The organism is Enterobacter cloacae complex sp. P2B (assembly GCF_014895985.1).
Classification (GTDB): Bacteria; Pseudomonadota; Gammaproteobacteria; order Enterobacterales; family Enterobacteriaceae; genus Enterobacter; species Enterobacter bugandensis.
The window spans coordinates 20408-38438 of the sequence record NZ_JADBQQ010000017.1 but is presented as its reverse complement, the minus strand read 5'-3'; the positions used below and the strand labels follow the sequence as shown (position 1 = coordinate 38438).

The 18031-nt window shown below is 57.9% G+C and carries 16 protein-coding genes; 3 read left to right on the top strand and 13 right to left on the bottom strand.

The features are described 5' to 3' along the window. Positions 1-18: 18 nt before the first annotated feature. The 4 genes from glrR to purL form a co-directional block, all read right to left on the bottom strand. Positions 19-1356 carry a two-component system response regulator GlrR gene (gene glrR / locus IM313_RS15255; RefSeq protein WP_192971199.1) on the bottom strand — a complete coding sequence of 446 codons (1338 nt, stop codon included), beginning with the start codon at positions 1354-1356 and terminating at the stop codon, positions 19-21. After that, complete coding sequence (gene qseG / locus IM313_RS15250; RefSeq protein ID WP_028014085.1) at positions 1343-2080, bottom strand: two-component system QseEF-associated lipoprotein QseG; 738 nt, start codon at positions 2078-2080, stop codon at positions 1343-1345. Before qseG ends, glrR begins: the two co-directional genes overlap by 14 nt. 4 nt (positions 2081-2084) lie before the next feature. Further along, positions 2085-3509, bottom strand: coding sequence for a two component system sensor histidine kinase QseE/GlrK (gene qseE / locus IM313_RS15245; RefSeq protein ID WP_127334645.1), 1425 nt, complete (start codon positions 3507-3509; stop codon positions 2085-2087). Between the two features lie 533 nt (positions 3510-4042). After that, on the bottom strand, positions 4043-7930 hold the full coding sequence (gene purL / locus IM313_RS15240; RefSeq protein ID WP_192971198.1) for a phosphoribosylformylglycinamidine synthase: 3888 nt from the start codon (positions 7928-7930) through the stop codon (positions 4043-4045). A gap of 267 nt (positions 7931-8197) precedes the next feature. Between purL and mltF the strand changes: the two genes are divergently transcribed. Next, a complete protein-coding gene (mltF, locus tag IM313_RS15235; RefSeq protein WP_048999416.1) occupies positions 8198-9748 on the top strand; it encodes a membrane-bound lytic murein transglycosylase MltF in 1551 nt (516 codons plus the stop codon). Here mltF and tadA read toward each other — a convergent pair. From tadA to murQ, 4 genes are read right to left on the bottom strand one after another with little or no spacing between them, the layout of a single operon-like run. Further along, a complete protein-coding gene (gene tadA, locus IM313_RS15230) occupies positions 9636-10175 on the bottom strand; it encodes a tRNA adenosine(34) deaminase TadA (protein ID WP_032644904.1) in 540 nt (179 codons plus the stop codon). The two genes, mltF and tadA, sit on opposite strands and share 113 nt — an antisense overlap. Before the next feature lie 24 nt (positions 10176-10199). After that, entirely contained in the window at positions 10200-10835 is a 636-nt protein-coding gene (gene yfhb, locus IM313_RS15225; RefSeq protein ID WP_028014089.1) for a phosphatidylglycerophosphatase C, read from the bottom strand. A gap of 3 nt (positions 10836-10838) precedes the next feature. Further along, on the bottom strand, positions 10839-12200 hold the full coding sequence (locus tag IM313_RS15220; RefSeq protein ID WP_048999417.1) for a PTS transporter subunit EIIC: 1362 nt from the start codon (positions 12198-12200) through the stop codon (positions 10839-10841). An 11-nt stretch (positions 12201-12211) separates the two neighbouring features. Continuing rightward, positions 12212-13105, bottom strand: coding sequence for an N-acetylmuramic acid 6-phosphate etherase (gene murQ, locus IM313_RS15215; protein WP_048999418.1), 894 nt, complete (start codon positions 13103-13105; stop codon positions 12212-12214). Between the two features lie 118 nt (positions 13106-13223). Here murQ and IM313_RS15210 point away from each other — a divergent pair, with 118 nt between their 5' ends. Together IM313_RS15210 and IM313_RS15205 are read left to right on the top strand one after the other, a co-directional pair. Further along, entirely contained in the window at positions 13224-14072 is an 849-nt protein-coding gene (locus IM313_RS15210; protein WP_028014092.1) for a MurR/RpiR family transcriptional regulator, read from the top strand. 46 nt (positions 14073-14118) lie between these two features. Next, entirely contained in the window at positions 14119-14379 is a 261-nt protein-coding gene (locus tag IM313_RS15205; protein ID WP_028014093.1) for a YfhL family 4Fe-4S dicluster ferredoxin, read from the top strand. Here IM313_RS15205 and acpS read toward each other — a convergent pair. Genes acpS through rnc form a run of 5 tightly spaced genes read right to left on the bottom strand, consistent with a single transcriptional unit; the run spans position 14376 to position 17829 of the window. Continuing rightward, a complete protein-coding gene (acpS, locus tag IM313_RS15200) occupies positions 14376-14756 on the bottom strand; it encodes a holo-ACP synthase (RefSeq protein WP_048999420.1) in 381 nt (126 codons plus the stop codon). The two genes, IM313_RS15205 and acpS, sit on opposite strands and share 4 nt — an antisense overlap. After that, positions 14756-15487 carry a pyridoxine 5'-phosphate synthase gene (gene pdxJ, locus IM313_RS15195; protein WP_041908673.1) on the bottom strand — a complete coding sequence of 244 codons (732 nt, stop codon included), beginning with the start codon at positions 15485-15487 and terminating at the stop codon, positions 14756-14758. Before pdxJ ends, acpS begins: the two co-directional genes overlap by 1 nt. Before the next feature lie 33 nt (positions 15488-15520). After that, complete coding sequence (gene recO, locus IM313_RS15190) at positions 15521-16228, bottom strand: DNA repair protein RecO (protein ID WP_028014096.1); 708 nt, start codon at positions 16226-16228, stop codon at positions 15521-15523. Between the two features lie 18 nt (positions 16229-16246). Continuing rightward, entirely contained in the window at positions 16247-17152 is a 906-nt protein-coding gene (gene era / locus IM313_RS15185; RefSeq protein ID WP_028014097.1) for a GTPase Era, read from the bottom strand. Next, positions 17149-17829 carry a ribonuclease III gene (gene rnc / locus IM313_RS15180; RefSeq protein WP_003860711.1) on the bottom strand — a complete coding sequence of 227 codons (681 nt, stop codon included), beginning with the start codon at positions 17827-17829 and terminating at the stop codon, positions 17149-17151. The genes era and rnc overlap by 4 nt, the downstream gene beginning before the upstream one ends. Positions 17830-18031 lie beyond the last annotated feature (202 nt).

Here is an 18031-nt window from a genome sequence, read left to right as displayed (position 1 = left end):
TCACAGTACCATACGGCATTACTCTTTAAAATCGTTTGCTTCCAGCTCGTGGCGTGAGAGCAGCTTATAGAACTCGGTGCGGTTGCGTCCGGCCATCCGCGCCGCGTGGGTCACGTTGCCTTTGGTGATCTGCAGCAGCTTGCGCAGATAGTTCAGCTCGAACTGGTTACGCGCTTCCGCAAACGTCGGCAAGGCCGTGTTCTCCCCTTCCAGCGCCTGTTCCACCAGCGCATCGCTGATAACGGGCGAGGACGTCAGCGCCACGCACTGCTCAATCACGTTCACCAGCTGGCGCACGTTACCCGGCCAGCTGGCGGCCATCAGCCGTTTCATCGCATCAGTCGAAAAGGCGCGCACGAACGGTTTATGCCGATCTGCCGCCTGGCGCAGGAGGTGATTCGCCAGCAGCGGAATATCTTCCGCACGCTCCGCCAGCGCCGGGATCTTCAGGTTCACCACGTTCAGACGGTAGTAGAGATCTTCACGGAACTCGTTGCGGGCCATCACTTTGGGCAAGTCGCGGTGGGTAGCGGAAATGATTCGCACGTTAATATCAATATCGCGGTTGCTGCCCAACGGGCGCACTTTGCGCTCCTGAAGTACGCGCAACAGTTTGACCTGCAGCGGCGCAGGCATGTCGCCAATCTCGTCGAGGAACAGCGTGCCGCCTTCCGCGGCCTGGAACAGCCCTTCCCGGCTGCTTACCGCGCCGGTAAATGCGCCGCGGGCATGGCCAAAAAGTTCAGACTCAAGAAGCTGCTCTGGGAGGGCACCGCAGTTAATGGCGATAAAAGCATTTTTACTGCGCGGGCTGGCGTTGTGGATCGCCTGCGCCAGGATCTCTTTCCCGGTTCCGCTCTGGCCGTTAATCAACACGCTGACGTCTGACTGTGCGACCATTCGCGCCTGCTCAAGCAGACGCAGCATTATCGGGCTGCGGGTGACGATAGATTCACGCCATGCGTCGCCTCCGGAGGGCGCGGCGTGCTCCAGCGCGCTGTCGATAGCTTTGTAGAGCGCGTCTTTATCTACCGGCTTGGTGAGGAAGCTGAACACGCCCTGCTGGGTTGCGGCGACGGCATCCGGGATTGACCCGTGCGCCGTCAGGATAATGACCGGCATGCCAGGCTGCTGCTTCTGGATTTCGGCGAACAGCTGCATGCCATCCATTTCGTCCATCCGCAGGTCGCTGATCACCAGGTCAATCTTTTCGCGGCTGAGGACTTTAAGCCCCTCCTGCCCGCTTTCCGCGGTCACCACGGTGTAGCCTTCACTGACCAGACGCATCCCCAGCAGCTTTAACAGGCCGGGATCGTCATCCACCAGTAAGAGATGGGCTGGTTTACGGCTCGTCATGCTTCACATCCTCTTGTTTCGGCATATCGCTGTCCGGTGCAGCAGATGAACTACCCGGCTGATATTTACGCGACGAGAGCTGTCTTTCGATATCGGTCAGGTTTTCCAGCTTTCGCGTCGTGGTATCCAGCTGAGTACGTAAATGCTGTTGCTGTTGGCGCAGCGTATCCAGCTCGCTGTCAGTTGACTGCTGTAGCTTGCTGTAGCGGGAGCGCTCTTCAGACAACTGCAGCTGTAACGTCTGCCCATCCCGCCAGAGCTGGTATACCGGGCGCACCTGTGCGGGAAGATTGATCACAAACGTGTCCAGACGGGTCACGTTGGCCCGACGTTCAACGGGTGTAATTTTCGCATCGGCCAGTAAAATCCCACGCTTGAAAGCGTCCTGCCAGGTGTCTTCATCCAGCATCGCCGCCTTCATGCGGGCGTCTACCGGCGCAAGCCGCTGGGCGCAATCTATTCCGCGCAGCCAGAACAGCGGATTATTTTCGACATCATGCCCTGACAGATTCCAGATATCCTCACAGCGGGTAGAGAGGAAATCCGCCAGCTGGTTATCGGGCCATTTGTCTTCCTGTTTACCGCTTATCGCACTTTGCGGCGCATGGGAAACGCACCCCGCCAGAACTAAACAGGGCAGACTCAGGCGACCCGCTTTGCTGGAAAACACCGCGCGTATGGCGCGGAAAAAGACGTGTGACATACTCACCAGATATAGATTCATTTTATTAATTTTTCCGGCTCAGGGGCAGTTCAATACGGAAGCAAACATCTGAACGTTCGTCCGTGGCAATGTTTAGCTCACCCTGCATGCGTCGTATGCAGTCCCGAGCAATGCTTAATCCCAGACCGCTTCCTTTTACCGCGCCTTTCCGCTGATGACTCCCCTGGAAAAAGGGTTCGAAGATCATGGTTTTTTCGTCATCGGGGATCGGGGTGCCGGTGTTTGCGACGTCAATAAACACCCGGGAGCCCTTCGTATAACTTCGGATATAAATGTTACCGGATTCAGTACCATAGTGCACCGCATTGGAGTAAAGATTATCCAGAACGCTCATTAATAGCATGGGTTCAGCCAGGCATGTCGGCGCATTCAGCTCCACCCCGGTATGCATCATTTTAGCTCTTGCCGGCAAGCTATGGGCGGAGATCACCATATCCACCAGTGGCTCAATCTCCACCTCTTCCAGTACCACCGTCCCGTCAGCCAGCTTGCGGTTGTAATCCAGAAGCTGCTCGATCAGCTTTTGCAGGTTGCGGCTGCTGGCGTCCAGAATTTCGACAATCTCTTTCTGCTCCGGAGTAAGCGACCCTGCCACCTCGTCCGCCAGCAGCTCCGTTCCTTCACGCATGCTGGCCAGCGGGGTTTTCAGCTCATGGGAAATATGGCGCAGGAACTGATGACGCTGGGATTCCAGCCACGCCAGGCGCTCGGATAGCCAGATAATGCGCTGCCCGACGGATCGCAGCTCGCGCGGGCCTTTAAAGGCAACCGTATCCCCGAGCGATTTCCCCTCCCCCAGGCGGTTGATCATACGCTGAATACCCTTCACCGGGCCGATGATCATGCGGGTAAAGAGCAGCACCAGCCCGAGGCTCACCAGGAACAGCACCAGCGCCTGCCAGCCGAAGAACTGGCCGCGCTCGGCAATCTCCTGCTGCAGTTGCTGGCCGCGAGAGAAAATGACCGTGCGCGTTGACTGCACCATTTCGGTATTGGCGGCGGCGAATGCCTCAAGGCGCGCGGCGGCAGCCGCATCCGGGCCGCTGTTCTGGCACTGCAGCTGCGCGAGATCGTTCAGATCCTGACGTAACGCCTGATACAGTCTGTCGTCCGGCAGCACGCCCGCGTGGGCATCCAGCATTTCGCTGTAGCGCTTGCGCTGGCTCTGGTAGACCTTCTCCAGCGTCCGATCGTCGAGCACGCAGTACTGACGATAGCTACGCTCCATCTCCAGCGCGGCGTTGGTCATCGCTTCACTGCGTCTGGCATCGATAAGCGTGGTGCGGTTCGTCAGTGCCGCCTGGGCACTCAGCGCGTTGAGGCTCTGCCATGCCTGCCAGGCGAGGATCAGCAGCGGCAGCAGGATCAGCAGAAAGGCCATCATCACGAGCTGTCGCAGGGAGCGGGGAAAAACGGGCCAGCGTTTCAACGCATTACTCTCTTCATGGGGGTTTACGGAGAGCGTAACTGAGTCTGCCCTTCAGATACAACAAAGCCGGGTAAAAACCCGGCTTTGTTATGGAATAAGGCGGTGCCTAACTCGACGTTTCGCCCTGGCCTGATAAAGCATCGCTATGATCAGTAGTTGGACGGCAGGCACCTTTTTGTGCGTCATTCGAAGTTTATGTAGCACGTCCCGAAGGGGCTGACATAAGAAGGTGAATGAGCCACTGGTTGATATTATGCAACACCCATGCCAGAATGCAAAACAAAATATTAACACTTTGAAATATATATCTTTTATTCGTTTAATCTATTTATTGTGCGCTGAATGATTTCCAGGCTAAGTGTCGCTATTAAGCAACACCTTAACGGGAACCTGTCCGGCCATATATAAATCAATGGGTTAAGTGTCTCCAATTGGAGACAGCCCTATACCATCTTTGTCGCAATTTTGCGACACGCATAAAAAAACCCGGTGGCGCTACGCTCACCGGGCCTACAAAGTACCTGCTTTACATCTTAACCCAGCTGTTTACGCGCGTTGCGGAAGATACGCATCCACGGGCTGTCCTCGCCCCAGTTTTCCGGGTGCCAGGAGTTGCTCACGGTACGGAACACGCGTTCAGGGTGCGGCATCATGATGGTCGCGCGACCGCTTTCGCTGGTCACCGCCGTAATACCATTGACGGAGCCGTTCGGGTTCGCCGGATAGGTTTCCGTGACCTTGCCGAAGTTATCGACAAAGCGCAGCGCCACCAGGCCTTTGCTCTCGAGCTGCGCCAGATGGGCCGCATCGCGCACTTCTACCTGACCTTCGCCGTGGGAAACGGCGATTGGCATCTGAGAGCCAACCATCCCCTGCAGCAGCAGAGACGGGCTCTGAGTCACTTCAACCAGACTGAAGCGCGCTTCGAAGCGGTCGGACTGGTTGCGCACAAAGCGTGGCCAGGATTCGCTGCCCGGGATCAGCTCGCGCAGGTTAGACATCATCTGGCAGCCGTTGCACACGCCCAGCGCCAGGGTTTGCGGACGATGGAAGAAGGTCTCGAACTCGTCGCGCACGCGGCTGTTAAACAGAATGGACTTCGCCCAGCCTTCGCCTGCGCCCAGCACGTCGCCGTAGGAGAAACCGCCGCACGCCACCAGCGCATGGAAATCTTCCAGACCGATACGCCCGGCCAGCAGGTCGCTCATGTGGACGTCGATAGCGTCAAAGCCCGCGCGGTGGAAGGCTGCCGCCATCTCAACGTGGGAGTTAACGCCCTGCTCGCGCAGCACGGCCACTTTCGGACGCGCGCCGGTCGCAATGTACGGCGCAGCGATGTCTTCGTTGATGTCGAAGGAGAGCTTCACGTTCAGGCCAGGATCCTGGTCATTCGCTTTCGCGTTATGCTCCTGATCGGCGCATTCCGGGTTATCGCGCAGGCGCTGCATCTGCCATGTAGTTTCTGCCCACCACATGCGCAGCGTGGTGCGGCTTTCGCTGAACACGGCGTGACCGTCGGCCTCAATGACGAAGCGGTCGCCCTGAACGGCTTTCCCCAGATAGTGGACGCAGTCTGCCAGACCGTGCTTCGCCAGAATCGCTTCCACCGCCTCGCGGTCTGCGGCGCGAACCTGAATCACCGCACCCAGCTCTTCGTTAAACAGCGCCGCCAGGCGGTCTTCGCCAAGCGTTGCAATGTTCGCTTCCACGCCGCAGTGGCCGGTGAAGGCCATCTCTGCCAGGGTCACCAGCAGGCCGCCGTCGGAACGGTCATGGTAGGCCAGCAGCTTGCGCTGTGCCACCAGCGCCTGAATTGCGTCGTAGAAACCTTTTAGCTGCGCCACGTCGCGCACGTCGGCTGGCTTGTCGCCAAGTTGACGGTAAACCTGCGCCAGTGCGGTGGCGCCCAGCGCGTTGTGGCCCTTACCCAGGTCAATCAACAGCAGGGCGTTATCTTCGGTCGCCAGCTGCGGCGTAACGGTATGGCGCACGTCTTCCACGCGGGCAAACGCGGTGATCACCAGCGACAGCGGAGACGTCATCTCGCGCTGCTCGTTACCCTCCTGCCAGCGGGTTTTCATCGACATGGAGTCTTTACCCACCGGAATGGTCAGGCCGAGGGCTGGGCACAGTTCCTCACCCACCGCTTTCACGGCTTCATACAGGCCAGCGTCTTCACCAGGGTGACCGGCTGCCGCCATCCAGTTCGCGGAAAGTTTGATACGTTTGATGTCGCCAATCTGCGTCGCCGCGATGTTGGTCAGCGCTTCACCAACCGCCAGTCGTGCAGAGGCGGCGAAGTCCAGCAGCGCCACCGGGGCGCGTTCACCCAGCGCCATCGCTTCGCCGTAGTAGCTGTCGAGGCTCGCGGTGGTCACGGCGCAGTTCGCCACCGGGATCTGCCACGGGCCAACCATTTGATCGCGGGATACCATACCGGTCACGGTACGGTCGCCGATGGTCACCAGGAAGGTTTTCTCTGCCACAGCAGGCAGGTGCAGTACGCGGTTCACCGCTTCCGCCACGGTGATGCCCTGGCGATCCAGCGCTTTGCCCGCCGCTTTACGGGTCTGCACGTCGCGGGTCATCTTCGGCGTTTTACCGAGCAGCACGTCCAGCGGCAGATCGATAGGCTGGTTGTCGAAATGGGTGTCGCTCAGAGTCAGGTGCTGCTCTTCGGTTGCTTCACCGATGACGGCATACGGCGCGCGTTCGCGGCGGCACAGCTCGTCAAACAGCGGCAGCTGGTCGGCCGCAACCGCCAGCACGTAGCGCTCCTGGGATTCGTTACACCAGATTTCCAGCGGGCTCATGCCCGGCTCATCGCTCAGGATATCGCGCAGGTTGAAACGGCCACCGCGACCACCGTCGCTCACCAGCTCCGGCATAGCGTTGGACAGACCGCCCGCGCCCACGTCGTGGATGAACAGAATCGGGTTAGCATCGCCCAGCTGCCAGCAGCGGTCGATCACTTCCTGGCAGCGACGCTCCATCTCAGGGTTGTCACGCTGCACGGACGCGAAGTCGAGATCCGCATCAGACTGGCCGGAGGCCATAGAGGAGGCCGCACCGCCGCCCAGACCGATGTTCATCGCCGGGCCGCCCAGCACGATCAGCTTCGCGCCGACGACGATCTCGCCTTTTTGCACGTGATCGGCACGGATGTTGCCGATCCCGCCCGCCAGCATGATCGGTTTGTGGTAGCCACGCAGCTCTTCGCCGTTGTGGCTGTCCACCTTCTCTTCGTAGGTACGGAAGTAACCGTTCAGCGCCGGACGGCCAAATTCGTTGTTAAACGCCGCGCCGCCCAGCGGACCTTCGGTCATGATATCCAGCGCGGTCACGATGCGCTCTGGCTTGCCGAAATCTTCTTCCCACGGCTGTTCAAAGCCAGGGATGCGCAGGTTAGAAACGGAAAAGCCGACCAGACCCGCTTTTGGTTTCGCCCCACGACCGGTCGCCCCTTCGTCACGGATTTCGCCGCCGGAGCCGGTCGCCGCACCCGGCCACGGAGAAATGGCCGTCGGGTGGTTGTGGGTTTCCACTTTCATCAGAATATGCGCAGGCTCCTGATGGAAGTCATAGCGCCCTGCTTCGCGATCGGCGAAGAAGCGGCCCACCTCGGAACCTTCCATCACCGCGGCGTTGTCTTTATAGGCAGACAGCACGTGGTCAGGGGTTTGTTCCATGGTGTTTTTGATCATTTTGAACAGCGACTTCGGCTGCTGTTCGCCGTCGATAATCCAGTCGGCATTGAAAATCTTATGGCGGCAGTGCTCAGAGTTGGCCTGCGCGAACATGTAGAGTTCGATGTCGTTCGGGTTGCGGTTGAGCTTAACGAACGCGTCCTGCAGGTAGTCAATTTCGTCTTCTGCCAGCGCCAGGCCGAGACGCAGGTTGGCGTCAATCAGCGCCTGGCGGCCCTGCCCCAGCAGGTCCACGCTCTGTACCGGCGCAGGCTGATGATGGGAGAAAAGCTTCTGTGCGTCATCAAGAGAGGCAAACACGCTCTCCATCATGCGGTCGTGCAATTCAGCCGCAACCGCCTGCCACTGCGCGTCGCTCAGGGTAGAGGCTTCGACGTAGTACGCTACGCCGCGCTCCAGACGGTTAATCTGGCTCAGGCCGCAGTTGTGGGCAATGTCGGTGGCTTTGGAAGACCAGGGGGAGATGGTGCCCGGACGCGGCGTCGCAAGGATCAGTTTGCCGGTTGGCGTATGGCTGCTCAGATTTGGGCCATACTTGAGCAGGCGTTCCAGCTGTACGCGCTCCTCTGCATTCAGGGGGGCATTCAGGTCAGCAAAATGGACATACTCAGCGTAAATATTGCTTACCGGAAGGTCGGCCGCCTGAAAACGTGCCAGCAGTTTGGTAATACGGAAGGCAGACAGTGCAGGCGAACCACGCAGAATTTCCATCATAAGTCTCTCGTCTTCGAAGCGCCGGGGCGCTTACAGTGTGCGCAAGGGGGGAAAACGGGCGTCATTATAGAGAATCCTGAGCGCCGACGAAACCGTTTGCGTCGAAATAAAATCGACTTCAGCGTTTAACAATAGATGTGACCTGTCTCTCTAATTGGTTGCCAAGTGGCGCAAGTTTACGCAAAATGCCGCTCATTCAATGACAAACCTTATGATTAACATGGCTACAGCAGACTGAGGCAACCGGCGTCGCAGAGAATTAACTAATTGAAAAAATTAAAGATTAATTATCTGCTCATCGGCATTGTAACGTTGCTGCTGGCAGTGGCCCTCTGGCCTTCCATCCCCTGGTTCGGCAAAGCCGAAAATCGTATCGCCGCCATTCAGGAGCGGGGGGAACTGCGCGTCAGTACCCTCAACTCTCCGCTGATTTACAGCGACATCAACGGCAAAATTATTGGTCTGGATTATGAGCTGGCGCAGCAGTTTGCCGATTATCTGGGCGTGAAGCTTAAAATTACCGTCCGCCAGAACATCAACCAGCTGTTTGACGACCTGGACAACAACAACGCCGATATCCTCGCTGCCGGGCTGGTCTATAACAGCGAGCGCAGCAAGAACTACCAGCCGGGCCCGACCTACTACTCCGTTTCCCAGCAGCTGGTTTATCGCGTCGGGAGCCTGCGCCCGCGTACGCTTGCCTCGATCAACGCGCAACAGCTGACGATTGCTCCCGGCCACGTAGTGATTGACGACCTGCGTGAGTTAAAGGAGAAAAAATACCCGGATCTGAGCTGGACGGTTGACCCTAAACTCGGCACGACGGAGCTGCTGGAGCAGGTCAAAGATCAGAAACTGCCCTACACCATCGCCGATTCGGTGGCGATCAGCCTGTTCCAGCGGGTGCATCCTGAAATCGCCGTGGCGCTGGACGTGACGGACGAACAGCCGGTGACCTGGTTTACCCATCTGGATGATGACCAGACCCTCTCGGCGGCCATGCTGGATTTTTATAACACCATCAATGAAGACGGCACGCTGGCGCGACTTGAGGAGAAGTACCTCGGCCACGGGGATGACTTTGACTACGTTGACACCCGCAGCTTCCTGCGCGCGGTTGACAGCGTCCTGCCTGACCTGCAGCCGCTTTTCGAAAAATATGCCCAGGAGATTGACTGGAAACTGCTGGCGGCTATCTCGTACCAGGAGTCCCACTGGGACACCCAGGCCACGTCGCCAACGGGCGTACGCGGACTGATGATGTTAACCAAAAATACCGCGCTGAGCCTGGGCGTTAACGACCGCACCGATGCGGAACAGAGCATCAGCGGCGGGACGCGCTACCTGCAGGATATGATGGCTAAAGTCCCGGAAACCGTGCCGGAAGAAGAACGGATCTGGTTTGCGCTGGCGGCCTACAACATGGGCTACGCGCACATGCTTGACGCGCGGGCTCTGACGGCGAAAACGAAGGGAAACCCGGACAGCTGGTCAGACGTAAAACAGCGCCTGCCGCTGCTGAGCCAGAAGCCATGGTACAACAAGCTGACGTATGGCTACGCGCGCGGACATGAAGCCTACGCCTACGTGGAAAATATACGTAAGTATCAGATTAGCCTGGTCGGCTATCTGCTGGAGAAAGAGAAAGAGGCAACAGAGGCAAAACAGCTGGCGGAAAGTTATCCGGTTGTGGCGCCGGACGAGCTTAATCATCCGACAACTTCAATTCTGCCTTTTGTTGCTTTTTCTGCTGACGGCGCATTCGAAAGAAATCGCTTAATAGCCCCGAACACTCTGGTGCAAGTACCCCACCGATAGTCTGCACCTGATGATTCATTCCGGGATGACCCAGCACGTCCATCAGTGAACCGGCCGCACCGGTTTTTTCATCCCGCGCTCCAAACACCAGGGTACCGATTCGGCTGTGCACCATCGCCCCGGAGCACATCACGCAGGGTTCAAGGGTGACGTACAGGGTGGTATCGAGCAGACGATAGTTTTGCAGCACCAGCCCGCCCTGACGAAGCGCCATAATTTCGGCGTGCGCGGTAGGATCGTGGCGGCCAATAGGACGGTTCCACCCTTCCCCAATCACCCGGTTGTTATGAACCAGCACCGCGCCCACGGGCACTTCGCCCTCGTCCCAGGCCCGTTGAGCCAGCGCCAGCGCGTGGCGCATCCAGTATTCATGATTGTGTTCTGAGGTGGACAAGGATTGATACTCCAGTCGAAAAGCGGGCGGCATTATACACAGCCCTTACAGATAAGACTATTCGAGTTGCTGAAGTTCACCGAGGGGAGTAACGCGCCAGCGGTGCTGGCAAAAATAGAGCAGCGGGTTGTCCTGCTTGCTGTCGCTGTAGCCGCTGTAAAGACGCAGCGGCGTGCCGATGCGTTTTTCCAGCTGGACCACTTTTTCATGCCCCAGACAGCGCATCGTCAGGACCCAGCCGCCGTAGCCGCGGGAGATTTGCGTGGCGATAAGATTTACGCGCGGCAGCCAGGGGGTATCAAAGTAGACCTGCTCCACCAGCGTCTGCGGGGAGCCGGTAATCAGCCAGATATCGGCATCGTTGGCGTCAAGATAGCTGGTCAGTCGCGCCTGCACCACGGGAAACGCGGCAACGTGGCCGCGGAACCAGAGAGCGAACTCCTTTTCGAGCTGTTTGAGCCGCGCTTCGCTGTGGCCAAACGTACATCCCCACAGCAGCAGGCTCATCGGCCAGCGCGCCGCCCGGCCTTTTACCAGCAGCGCGATGCCAATGAGGGGTAAGAGCGGTAAGACGAGCAGCGCGTTCAGAGGCTGACGCCGCAGCAGGTAGCGCATAAACGTACCAAACATATCCTGCTGATGCAGCGTTCCATCCAGATCGAAAAAGACAACGCGACGCTCGTGATTGGCCAAACCTTACTCCTCTGGGTCGTTGAATCCTAACAGCCAGGTAAACAGGAACCCGGCGATCACCGCTACTAAATAGCCTAACAGATAGAGCATGACTTTTCCGGTCACGATGGTTAATGCCAGCGGTAAACCGGAGAGACCAAAGGTGATAACGGTGGCGACTTTCCAGTAGCTGATGAGAGCCCCGCCTACCGCGCCCCCCAGACAGGCCGCAAGGAACGGTTTACCCAGCGGCAGCGTGACGCCGAATATCAGCGGCTCGCCAATGCCGAGCAGCCCGACCGGCAGCGCCCCTTTAATCACTTTTTTCAGGCGCGCGTTGCGGGTTTTCATCAGGACGGCAATCGCTGCCCCCACCTGCCCGACGCCCGCCATCGAGAGAATAGGCAGCAGCGCGTTATAACCGTGCGCCTGCACCAGCTCGACGTGGATCGGCACCAGCCCCTGATGCAGGCCGGTCAGCACCAGCGGCAGGAAGGTACCTGACAGCACCGCCCCCACCAGCAGGCCGCCGCGGTCGATAGCCAGAGACGCGCCGTGGGCGATGGCGTCAGAGATCCACCCGCCTAGTGGCTGAAGGACCACAATCGCGACGCTACCGGTAATTAACGTGGTCAGCAGCGGGTTGAGGATCAGCTCAATCGAGCCAGGCAGAACCGCGCGTAGCTTTTTCTCGATCCAGCACATAAGAATAACCACCAGCAGCACGGCAATCACCCCGCCGCGACCAGGCTGGAGCGCCTCGCCAAACAGCGTGATTTGCGCCAGCTGCGGGCTGGACAAGATCCCTGCCATCACGCCGCCCATTGCCAGCGAGCCGCCAAACACCTTCGCAGTATTGACCCCGACCAGGATGTTCATAATGGCAAACACCGCGCTGCCGAAGATCCCGAGAATGCCCAGCAGGTTCGGATACTGCGTGGCAAAATCCCCGACAATATCTGGCCGCTTGAGGATGTTGATGATCCCGGTGATCAAGCCGGAAGCTATAAACGCCGGGATCAGCGGGATAAAGACGTTTGCCAGCTGTCGCAGCGCATCGCTCATGGGAGCTTTGTATTTGGCCTTCGCCTGCGCTTTGGTGCGTTCAGCGTCGTCAACCGTCACGCTTGTACCGCCGACCATCAGCGCGCGCATGGCGTCGACAACCTGCGCCGCCTTGCCCGGCCCGACGATCAACTGGTGTTGCTGCCCCTGTTTCACGTAGCCACTGACGCCGGACAGCTTCTTCAGGCCCGGCACGTCAAGCTGATCGTCGTTATGCACCTCGACGCGCACGCGCGTCATGCAGTTTTCCAGACGCTGAATATTTTTCTCCCCGCCTATCCCCTGCAGGATATCGCTGGCGAGCGCTGCTGTTTTGTCCATAAACGCCTCTGCTAGTTTTCTAAAGCCGCCCGTAAGAAGCCGTTGTGCGCGTCGAGTTTGGCTCGCGCAGCCGCCGCGTCCAGCCCGCTTAAGATCATCAAAATGGCTGGTTTTACGTCGTGATCGGTCTGCCTGAGCACCGCTTCTGCCTCTTCACGGCCCGCGCCTGTCGCCTCCATCACCATGCGGCAGGCTCTGTCCACCAGCTTGACGTTGGTGGCCTGCATATCGACCATCAGGTTCTGGTAGACCTTGCCGAACTTCACCATCGCACCGGTGGAGATCATATTGAGCACCAGCTTTTGCGCGGTCCCGGATTTCAGGCGCGTGGAGCCGGTGAGCGCTTCCGGCCCAACGACCGGAGAGATGGCGATAGCGGCCACCTGCGCAATCGGCGAGCCGGGGTTGCAGGAGATGGCGACCGTCGTGCAGCCGGTCCGGTTGGCGTATTCCAGGCCGCCAATGACGTACGGCGTGCGCCCGGATGCCGCCAGGCCGACCACCAGATCGTTCGCCGTCAGGTTCAGATCCTTCAGGTCATCCTCACCCAGCTGTTTGTTGTCCTCCGCCCCTTCAACGGCCTTCAGCAGCGCGCCGGGACCACCTGCAATCAGGCCAACCACCAGGCCGTGCGGAACGCCAAAGGTGGGCGGACATTCCGAGGCATCCAGCACCCCGAGACGCCCGCTGGTACCGGCCCCCATATAGATAATGCGACCACCGACCTTAAGAGCTTCCGCCGCCGCATCGACCGCTTTCGCCACCTCTGGCAATGTCTCTTTCACTGCCTGCGCTACCAGCGTATCCTGTTGATTAAAGCGGTTAACCAGCTCCAGGGTGGAGAGCGCATCCAGATCCATGGTTTGCGGGTTACGCCTTTCAGAAACAAGTGAGCCAAGATTCATTTTTTGTACCTCAAGAATTTTTAATTCATAATAATCACACTATAATGGAATATAAAATTCATTCAGGCGAGCAGAATTCGTTTTTGCGCAGACAATCACATTTCCGCCGGGAGTACTCATGAACTGTTTAATTCGCATTCGCCAGCGCTACGCCGGCTTTGCTCAAAGCGACAAAAAGCTGGCGGATTTTCTGCTTTCTCAGCCCGATCGCGCCCGCCACCTCAGCTCACAGCAGCTGGCAAGCGAAGCTGGAGTGAGCCAGTCAAGCGTGGTGAAATTTGCCCAGAAGATCGGGTTTAAGGGTTTTCCCGCTCTTAAGCTGGCAATCAGCGAAGCGCTGGTGAGTAACCCGAATCCGCAGTCCATGCCGGTGCATAACCAGATCCGCGGCGATGACCCGATGCGTCTGGTTGGGGAAAAGCTGATCAAGGAGAACGTGGCGGCCATGCACGCCACGCTGGACGTGAATACCGAAGAGAAATTACTGGAAAGCGTGGCGATGCTGCGGGCGGCGCGGCGTATTATTTTGACCGGTATTGGCGCGTCCGGTCTGGTGGCGCGTAATTTTGGCTGGAAGCTGACTAAAATCGGTTTTAACGCCATCGTCGAGCAGGATATGCACGCCCTGCTGGCGACCGTGCAGGCGATGGATCCTGACGATCTGCTGCTGGCCATCTCCTACTCCGGCGAGCGCCGCGAGATCAACATGGCGACCGACGAAGCCCTGCGCGTCGGCGGCAAAATTCTGGCGATCACCGGCTTTACGCCAAATGCGCTGCAGCAGCGGGCAACGCGCTGTTTGTATACCATTGCCGAAGAGCAGGCCACGCGCAGCGCGGCAATTTCGTCCACCAGCGCACAAATGATGCTGACGGACCTGCTGTTTATGGCGCTGGTACAGCAGGATCTGGAGCGCGCGCCCGAGCGCATTCGTCACAGCGAAGAACTGGTAAAGAAACTGGTTTGACGCGTATAATGCCCGCCCAGTTTGTGTTGTTTCTGAGAATTTCCTGATGGCGCTGTTAATTACCAAAAAATGCATCAATTGCGATATGTGCGAACCCGAATGCCCGAACCAGGCGATTTCGATGGGCGACAGCATTTACGAGATTAACAGCGACCGCTGCACGGAATGCGTCGGCCACTATGAGACACCGACCTGCCAGAAGGTGTGCCCGATCCCCAACACTATTCTGAAGGATCCGACACACGTCGAGAGCGAAGAGCAGCTGTGGGATAAATTTGTCCTGATGCACCACGCGGACAAAATTTAGCTTTCGATAATCACCGTCGCGCTGGCATAGTGGCGTTCATCTGCGATCGTCACGTGCATATGATTCACCCCCAGCCTCTCCGCCAGCTTTTGCGCTTCACCCCACAGACGCAGGCGCGGTTTGCCCAGATCATCATTAAAAACTTCGAACTGGTTAAATGCCAGGCCGTTACGAATGCCGGTCCCGAACGCTTTGGCTGCCGCCTCTTTTACCGCAAAGCGCTTTGCCAGAAAACGCACCGGCTGCTGGTGCGCTTCCCAGATGGCCCATTCGTTATCGCTCAGCACGCGCCTTGCCAGGCGATCGCCGCTCCGGGCGATCACCGCTTCAATGCGAGCTATTTCGACGATATCGGTGCCTAAGCCCAGAATGGCCATTACTGACGCGCTTCCAGCATCAGGCGTTTCATCTCTGAAACCGCTTCTTTCAGGCCGCTCATCACCGCGCGGCCAATAATGGCGTGGCCGATGTTCAGCTCATGCATTTCCGGCAGAGCAGCAATGGCCTTCACGTTGTGGTAGGTCAGGCCGTGACCGGCATTAACCTTCAGTCCCAGGCTCGCGGCGTAGGTGGCCGCTTTGGCGATACGCTCCAGCTCTTTGGCCTGCTCGGCATCGTTTTTAGCATCGGCATAGCAGCCGGTGTGAATTTCGATATACGGCGCGCCCACGTCGGCTGCCGCTTTAATCTGCGCGAAATCGGCGTCGATAAACAGAGAAACCAGGATACCGGCATCCGCCAGGCGCTTGCAGGCATCGCGCATTTTGTCCTGCTGCCCCGCCACGTCCAGTCCACCTTCGGTGGTCACTTCCTGGCGTTTTTCCGGCACCAGGCAGCAGAAGTGCGGTTTGGTCTCGCAGGCAATGGTCAGCATCTCTTCGGTGACCGCCATCTCCAGATTCATACGGGTGTCCAGCGTCTGACGAAGAATGCGCACGTCGCGGTCGGTAATGTGGCGGCGGTCTTCACGCAGGTGAACGGTAATGCCGTCGGCACCAGCCTGTTCAGCGATAAACGCCGCCTGAACCGGATCGGGATACGCCGTGCCGCGCGCGTTACGCAGGGTGGCGATGTGGTCGATGTTGACGCCTAACAGTAATTCAGCCATGACAATCCTCGGTTTTCTTTCTGATGCTGTGGTCTAACGTTTGGGCATAAACTGCCTGAATAATTCGCGGCTCTTTAAGGGCTTGCCGCCAAGATACGGCTTGAGGGCAATCCGGGTAAAGCGTTTTGCTGCGCGCAGGGTATCGGCGTCCGGAAACTCGCGTTCATAAAGCGCTCTGAGCTGGCGTCCGGTAAAAGTACTGTTATCAACGACGACGCTGGCAATAAAGCCTTTTTCTTCGCGGTAGCGGTAGGTCATGGTGTCTTCCACCTCATCACCGCTGCCTGCGCAGTGCAGAAAATCCACGCCGTACCCGAGGTGGCCCAGCAGCGCCAGTTCGAAACGACGCAGGGCGGGTTCGGGCGTGCCGGTCGCACCCGCCAGTGCCTGGATACAGTGCAGATAATCGAAGAAAAGTTCCGAGAAGCGAGTCTCATGTTCAAGGACGCGGGAGATGAGCTCGTTGACATACAGACCGCTGTAGAGCGTGATGCCAGAAAGGGGAAGCGCCAGAGAGACGGCTTCAGCGCTGCGCAAGGTTTTGACTTCCCCTCGCCCGCCAAAGCGAACCAGCAGCGGCGTAAAAGGCTGTAGGGCACCCTTCAGATTAGAACGTTTGGAACGTGCGCCTTTCGCAACAAGGCGCACGCGGCCCGACTCTTCCGTGAAGACGTCCAGCATCAGGCTGGTTTCGCTCCAGGGACGACTATGGAGAACGAAGGCGCGCTGCCAACCTTCCATTATACTCGTCGTCTTGAGTTACTGATCTTCGCCGTAACCGAGGCTGCGCAGAGCACGCTCATCATCGGCCCAGCCAGATTTCACCTTCACCCACAGTTCCAGATGAACTGGCGCTTCGAACATCTCCTGCATGTCCTTACGGGCTTCGATACCGATGGTTTTGATCTTGGCGCCTTTGTTGCCGATCACCATCTTCTTCTGCCCTTCACGCTCGACGAGGATCAGGCCGTTAATGTCGTAGCCACCGCGCTCGTTGCTCTGGAAACGCTCGATCTCCACCGTCACAGAGTACGGCAGCTCGGCACCCAGGAAACGCATCAGCTTTTCACGGATGATTTCAGACGCCATAAAGCGCTGAGAGCGATCGGTGATGTAATCTTCCGGGAAGTGGTGAATCGCTTCCGGCAGATGCTTACGTACGATGCCCGCGATGGTATCGACGTTCAGGCCGGTCTCAGCAGACAGCGGAACGATATCGAGGAAGTTCATCTGGCTGCCCAGCCACTGCAGGTGCGGCAGCAGGTCAGCTTTTTCCTGCACGTTGTCAACTTTGTTGACCGCGAGGATCACCGGCGTTTTGCCGTCACGCAGCTTGTTCAGTACCATTTCGTCGTCCGGCGTCCAGCGGGTGCCCTCCACAACGAAAATCACCAGTTCTACGTCGCCGATGGAGCTGCTCGCCGCCTTGTTCATCAGACGGTTAATGGCGCGCTTCTCTTCCATGTGCAGGCCAGGGGTATCGACGTAGATTGCCTGATATGCGCCTTCAGTATGGATGCCGACGATGCGGTGACGCGTGGTCTGCGCCTTACGCGAGGTGATGGAAATCTTCTGCCCAAGCAGATTATTCAGCAGGGTGGATTTGCCGACGTTCGGACGTCCGACGATGGCAATAAATCCGCAATAGGTTTTTTCTTCGCTCATTCCAGCTCCAGCATTTTTAACGCCTGTTCGGCGGCAGCCTGTTCAGCCTTACGGCGGCTCGAACCTGTGCCCACCACCGGTTCACTCAGGCCACTGACCTGGCAATGGATGGTAAATTCCTGATCGTGCGCTTCGCCACGAACCTGCACCACCAGATAGGATGGCAGCGGCAGATGACGGCCCTGCAAATATTCCTGCAGGCGCGTTTTCGGATCTTTTTGTTTATCGCCCGGGCTAATTTCGTCCAGACGGGTCTGATACCAGTTAAGGATCAGCTTTTCTACGGTCTGGATATCGCTGTCCAGGAACACGCCACCAATTAATGCTTCGACCGTATCGGCAAGAATAGATTCACGACGGAAGCCGCCGCTTTTCAGTTCACCCGGCCCAAGACGCAGACATTCGCCCAGTTCAAATTCGCGCGCGATTTCAGCGAGGGTGTTGCCGCGCACCAGCGTGGCGCGCATGCGGCTCATATCACCTTCGTCCACGCGCGGGAAACGATGATAAAGCGCATTCGCAATCACGAAACTTAAAATAGAGTCACCCAGAAACTCGAGACGCTCATTATGTTTGCTGCTGGCACTGCGATGGGTTAATGCCTGTTGCAACAACTCCTGATGATGAAAAGTGTAGCCCAGCTTCCGTTGAAGCCGATTAATTACGATGGGGTTCATGCGATACCAATAAATGAATGCGTCAAAAATGCAGCACACGAAACCGACCTGAGAAAACCAACGCGGTTTCGTGTGCCGTGGCACCCTTGCAGGGCCAACCATAAACTTCGGGGGAATATTCTATACACAACGACAGGGGATGTCGTTAGTTCAAAGAGATTTATCGAGGAAATAATTCACGTAGCCGCGAAATAACGCGGCT